Annotated in this window: 5 protein-coding genes; 4 read left to right on the forward strand and 1 reads right to left on the reverse strand. The window is 36.0% G+C overall.

All coding sequences use genetic code 11. The annotated features are described in order from the left end of the window. Window positions 1–91: 91 nt before the first annotated feature. The 3 genes from Q5O73_RS09770 to Q5O73_RS09780 all read left to right on the forward strand — a co-directional run bounded on the left by Q5O73_RS09770 (window position 92) and on the right by Q5O73_RS09780 (window position 2,427). Window positions 92–349, forward strand: a complete 258-nt coding sequence (locus Q5O73_RS09770; protein ID WP_302669590.1) for a hypothetical protein — start codon at window positions 92–94, stop codon at window positions 347–349. A gap of 128 nt (window positions 350–477) precedes the next feature. Next, window positions 478–1,761 carry a 3-phosphoshikimate 1-carboxyvinyltransferase gene (aroA, locus tag Q5O73_RS09775; RefSeq protein ID WP_302629492.1) on the forward strand — a complete coding sequence of 428 codons (1,284 nt, stop codon included), beginning with the start codon at window positions 478–480 and terminating at the stop codon, window positions 1,759–1,761. Between the two features lie 24 nt (window positions 1,762–1,785). After that, on the forward strand, window positions 1,786–2,427 hold the full coding sequence (locus tag Q5O73_RS09780) for an HAD family phosphatase (protein ID WP_302669591.1): 642 nt from the start codon (window positions 1,786–1,788) through the stop codon (window positions 2,425–2,427). Window position 2,428: 1 nt separating this feature from the next. Here Q5O73_RS09780 and Q5O73_RS09785 read toward each other — a convergent pair whose 3' ends face one another. Next, a complete protein-coding gene (locus Q5O73_RS09785; RefSeq protein WP_021953291.1) occupies window positions 2,429–3,538 on the reverse strand; it encodes a prephenate dehydrogenase in 1,110 nt (369 codons plus the stop codon). Window positions 3,539–3,829: 291 nt separating this feature from the next. Here Q5O73_RS09785 and Q5O73_RS09790 point away from each other — a divergent pair, with 291 nt between their 5' ends. Next, window positions 3,830–5,845: a family 43 glycosylhydrolase gene (locus Q5O73_RS09790; protein WP_302669592.1), complete on the forward strand. Its 2,016-nt coding sequence runs from the start codon at window positions 3,830–3,832 to the stop codon at window positions 5,843–5,845. Window positions 5,846–5,907: the final 62 nt, after the last annotated feature.

Genomic DNA, 5,907 nt, shown 5'->3' on the forward strand with positions numbered 1-5,907 from the left:
ACCTTGGATATGGAGATTATGAGAATTGTCATCGAGGCAACCGCATTAGTTCTATCGGGAAGATTGGATGAATTAGAAAGGAGCGAAAGCGATGGGGAAGATTAAGGGATTTATCCTCAACAGAAAGCAGTATGACAAAATCCGCAAAATGGACCATTGTCAGATGACGATGTGGGCGGAGTCGGTTTATAAGTCCGGATATAAAGATGGCAAGGAGGTGGCAGAAGCAGACTCCCTCACGATAGACCAAGTAAGAGAGTGCCTGCTCACTCTCAAGGGGTTTGGCGAAAAGAGAGTGTCCGCCATCTGCGATGAATTACAGAGAAAAATGAGCCACACTTCCGATTGACTACGGAGATATGGCTGTGTTATCATTGATAATTGATGGAATGTAAATTACAAAACAGGAAAAGTGAGGCGAACTCGAAACATGAGGGATGCTATGTTTATAAAATAGGATGAATGGGAGAAAACCGGTTGGATACTTATAAGGTAAAAAGAATTAAGGATAAAAGAAACATTGATGTTGTGGTTCCCGGTTCAAAAAGCATTACAAACCGTGCACTTATGTTGGCAGCTTTATCACAGGGAAAATGCAGACTTAAAGGGGTGCTGTTTAGTGATGATTCCAGGGCGTTTTTAGATTGTCTTGTAAGCTTAGGATTTGACGTTAATATTAATGAATCTGAAAAACAGGTAATTATACAAGGGGAAAATGGAAATATTCCCAATAAAAATGCATGTATAAATGTACGAAGTGCAGGAACTGCCGCAAGATTTATGACTGTTTTGTTAGCAGTGGCAGGTGGAAATTATACTCTTAATTCTTCTGAACAGATGAAGAAACGTCCTATGGAAGAATTAATTAATGTTTTAAGACAGTGTGGTGTAACTATTAATTGTCTTGAAAAAGAAGGTCATTTTCCTTTTGAAATTCATTCTAAGGGAATAAAAAACACAAAGGTTGAAATAGATACTACCAAAAGCAGTCAGTATGCCAGCGGATTAATGCTGGCAGGCGTTATAAACGGGTTAACAGTTACTCTTACAGGCTCCAGAACCAAGGGTGCTTACATTAAAATAACTGAAAACTTAATGAGACAGTTTGGAATTAAGTATTTAAGAACCGATGATACATATGTGATAGAAAATGTCGGATTTAGCTGTAGCGATTACTATATTGAACCTGATATGTCAGCAGCATGTTATTTTTACGCCATGGCAGCTATTTTAAAGACAAAAGCAAGAGTTTATCAGATACATTTAGATTCCATGCAGGGAGATGTGAAATTTTTAAAGGTGTTAGAAAACTTAGGATGTATTGTAGCGGAATCTGAAGAAGGTGTAATTATTGACGGAAGTCAGATTAAAGAATATTCAGGCATAGACATTGATATGTCGGATTTTTCTGATCAGGCACTTACAATGGCAGTGGTGGCAGCCTTTGCCTCAACGCCAACTGTCATTAGAAATATCGGTCATATAAGGGGGCAGGAATCTGACAGGGTAGCAGTTATTGCCAATGAACTGAAAAAGATAGGCTGTGATACGGAAATTATTGAGGTAAACGGCAGAACTGATGTAAAAATAGTGCCGGGAAAATTACACGGTGCAGAAATTGAAACCTACGATGACCACAGGGTAGCCATGAGTTTTTCTCTTATTGGTCTTTTAGTAGAGGGAATAGTTATAAAGAATCCTTTATGTTGTAAAAAAACATTTGAAAATTATTTTGAGGTTCTTGATGAAATTACAAAATAACAAAGATTAGGAAGAAAAGAAAATATGGGTAAATATATTTTATTTGATATGGATGGTGTTTTGGTAAATACCGAACCTATGCATTTTGAAATATGGAAAAAGGTATTTAAGGAAAAAGGAATAGATATTGATTACGAACATTATAAAGGCTGTATCGGTTCTACAAGAAGCTTTTTGTATAACCTTATAAAAGAGGGATATGGAGTGGATGTAAGCGTATATACGGATTTGCCGGAAAGATTTTCCCAGGTTAAGGATGAGATGCTTAAGGAAAAAGGTATTCCGAGAATAGAGGGTGCAGTGGAAACAATAAAATATCTTTATGATAAAGGCTATGAAATGGCAGTGGCATCTTCTTCATCTCAGGATTATATTGAAAGCCAGATGAAAACCCTGGAAATAGATAAATGCTTTAAACTTTTGTTTAGTGCGGAAAATGTGGAAAAACCAAAGCCGGCTCCTGATGTTTTCCTGGTAGCAGCAGAAAAACTTGGTGGAAAGCCGGCGGAATGTACTGTTGTAGAGGATTCTGCAAATGGAAGCAGAGCTGCAAAAACAGCAGGAATGACCTGCATTGGATTTAGAAATCCTGATTCAGAAAATCAGGATTTAAGTGTTACAGATAAAATTATTTACAAAATCACAGAGCTGAAAGATATTTTCTAGTTTATTTTTTCTTAAAAACCTTGTATCTGTGTCTTTCAAGCTGTTCAATAGCTTTATTTGCAGAGGATTCGTCATAAAATGAGATTTTAAGGACCCCTTCCTGATGTTCTCTGTTGTGAATGATTCCGATATTTTTAATGCTAATGCCATTAGTAGCTAATATGGTAGCTATGGTTGCAATAGCACCGGACTCATCAATAATATCACAGAAAACGCTATAGCTTCTCTGGATAATACTATTGTTATGCTCATCTAAATTATCACGATAATCACGGCTTTCGGCTATCATATTATTGATAGCCCTGCCGTCTTTTTTATCTAATTCATTTTGAACTTTCTTTAAGTCCTCAATATATAGTCCTAACATTTCGCTAATGTTAATATTGTTTGTCATACATATTTGCTCCCACATTTCAGGAGAAGAGGAGGCAATACGTGTAATATCCTTAAATCCTCCTGCTGCAAAGGTTTTCATATATTCAAGAGGGCTGTCATTATGCTTTACTAAATTAACCAGACTTGAAGCAATAAGATGCGGCAAATGACTTACCGCAGCAACTACACGGTCATGTTCCTTATAGGATATTTCAATAGGAATGGCTCCTATGTCAGAAACTATTTTGGAGTATTCCTTAACATATTTATTATCAACGCTATCTGTAGGCGTAACAGGATAGTAAGCATTTTCCAAAAGGCGGTCATTGGAAAACTCATAGCCTGTCTTTTCAGAGCCGGCCATAGGATGTCCTCCAATAAAATTCTTCTCCATGTTCAGTTTTTTAATGGCGGCATGAATGTTACTTTTTACGCTTCCCACATCGGTAATAATACAATCATCCTTAATAATATTCTTTAATAATGAAAGGTATTCCACATTTTTTTCCACCGGGGTACACAAAAATATGTAATCACATTCCCTAAAGGTATCATCAACACAATCTACGGCAATATTTGCAGTACCGTCATTCATTGCCATTACCCTTGGCTTTGCACCGCGATTGTAGACTATAATTTTACAGCCGGGATATACACGGCGAAGGGCTTTAGCCACTGAACCTCCAATTAATCCTATTCCAATAAATCCATATGTTAAACTATCTGTATTTCTCATAAAAACTCCATTCTGTTGTTAGTTAATTTATACTTTTGATACTTACATTGTAAATTATAAACGAAAAAATAAAATAATCAATTATCCTGTTAGTAGAATATAATTGCTTCACCACTTTAAAGTTTAACACTTTAAAGCAAACAAATCAAGAGGAAAGTGAATCTGAAAAATATTCTTATGTGATGAATATAAAATATAATACCTTATAAAAAAATTACACCACTTGTAGGGAGAAAATAATTTAGATATAAATAATCTATAAAAGTATATTTATAAGCGGAGGGATTTATTTTGAAGAAATATTTATGCTTGATTTTTGTTGTTACATTACTGTTAATATCAGGTAGTGCAACATATGCTAACACACCTGAGGAGTTATACTATGGCTCAGGAGCTATACGTTCTATGTCAATGAAAGATGACGGAACGGTAATTGGCGGAAGGAGCAGTGGTCATACAATAGAAGTATGGACAAGCTCAAACAGAGGGGAAAGCTGGACTAAAATAGGTACAGTGGCAAGCAATGACAACATTAATTATGGTGATGTTATGTTTATGGCTGTTTCAGGGACAGATAAGGTGTATTGTGCATTTCGTGAAAAAAATGCAGAGGGTAAATATTCAGTTGTTGTATGTAGAAGTGATAATGGTGGGTATAACTGGGTATATGACAGCACCGTAATTTCAGGATGTAGTCAGTTTGTAGGTGCTCCGTGGCTGTTTGTGACACAAAATGGAGATATGCAGTGTTATTATGATTCGGAACCTCTGGCTGCTGAAAATGGTGTATCCGGTGCACAGTGGATTGCAATGCAGGGAAGAGATGGTCTTACGGGAGCATGGAATAAGTACGGCGTAGTTGCTGCTTCAAGAGATGCAGATTCGTCTAAATTTGTAAGAGACGGAATGGCATCTGTAGTTGATTTAGGAAATAATAGAATCATGGTTGTGACGGAAGGTATTGAAGATAATAAATCGGGGGGCGTGTATTCTAACGTGGTAAGGGCAATACAGTCTAATGATGGAGGATATACGTGGAACTATTCAGGAAGAAAAATAGTTTATCAGTCAACCATAGATTCGGAATCCGGTAGAAGATATAATGCATATTGTCCTATGGCTGTCAGAGTTGGTAACGGACCTGTAGGCGTGGTATTTTGCACTGATGAGGATTTCAAAGGCACACCGGATTCATCTTCAGAGAATGTGTCAAAGAGAAGAACTCATATTAAATACATAAGAACAATGGATAATTTTGAAACCTGGGGACTTTTAACCGATATATGGACAGGAGGTTCTAAAGCATATGCTCCGGGAATTGTGGAAACCTCACGAAATAACATTTTAATTTCCATAGATCATTTTTCGGGAAATCAACGTTTTTATCATATGGATACTTTAGGAAAAAATAATAATTATGGGACAATACCGGGGACAGGAAATTTATTATACAGTACAAATTTTGGAGATTCATATGGTCTTGATTTTTATTCGGGATTAGTTTCAAGTATCCCTGTATATAATGAAAATGTTATGTCCATTAATGGAGGAAATTCCAATAAGGTAGTTGTATCAGGAAAGGAATTTACTGATTTTGTTGTAGAGGCTGATATAAGCGTAAAGGAAGATGGCAGTAAAGACAGCAATCAGGGGGGGATAATTTTTAGGGTAAACAATCCTTACAGTAGTGTTTCAGATGGTTATGACGGATATTATTTTGGAATAGATGCACTGAAAAAAGAAGCGATTTTGGGAAAAGTCCATCAAAATAAATGGACTGAAATTGCAAAGAAGAAAATGACAATTGAATATAATAAATATTATCGTGTATCTGTAGCAGTGGCAGGGAATGAAATAAAAGGATATGTTAATTATAATGGTGAAAATTATGCCAAAATAGTGGCAGTTGATAATGATTTTTCAAGCGGTACAGTAGGATTTAGACATTGGCTTTCAGGAGCTTCATTTAAAAATTTAAGTGTATTTGAATATAATCCAAAAACACCGGAAAAAACATATACCAATTCAGTTTTAAATTCCTGCGCAGACCCGGATGTGTTGTATTACAAGGGTATGTATTATTTATATGCAACTAATACTGAAAATGCTAATTTAGGATTTAAAGTGTATTCATCTACTGACTTAGTTAATTGGACAGACAGAGGATGGGCATTATCTAAAAATGATGTATATGGTGACAGTGGATTTTGGGCACCGGATTTAATAGAAAAAGACGGTAAGTTTTATATGTATTACGTTGCAAATGAACATTTAAGTGTTGCAACAAGTGACTATAGCAATAGGTAAGGATTTGATATTATCTCCACCTTTTCCCCTGCTCTACACCGTACGTGAGACTTTCGCCTCAT

The sequence above is a fragment of the Eubacterium sp. AF15-50 genome (genome assembly GCF_934835595.1).
Taxonomy (GTDB): Bacteria; Bacillota; Clostridia; order Lachnospirales; family Lachnospiraceae; genus Eubacterium_G; species Eubacterium_G segne.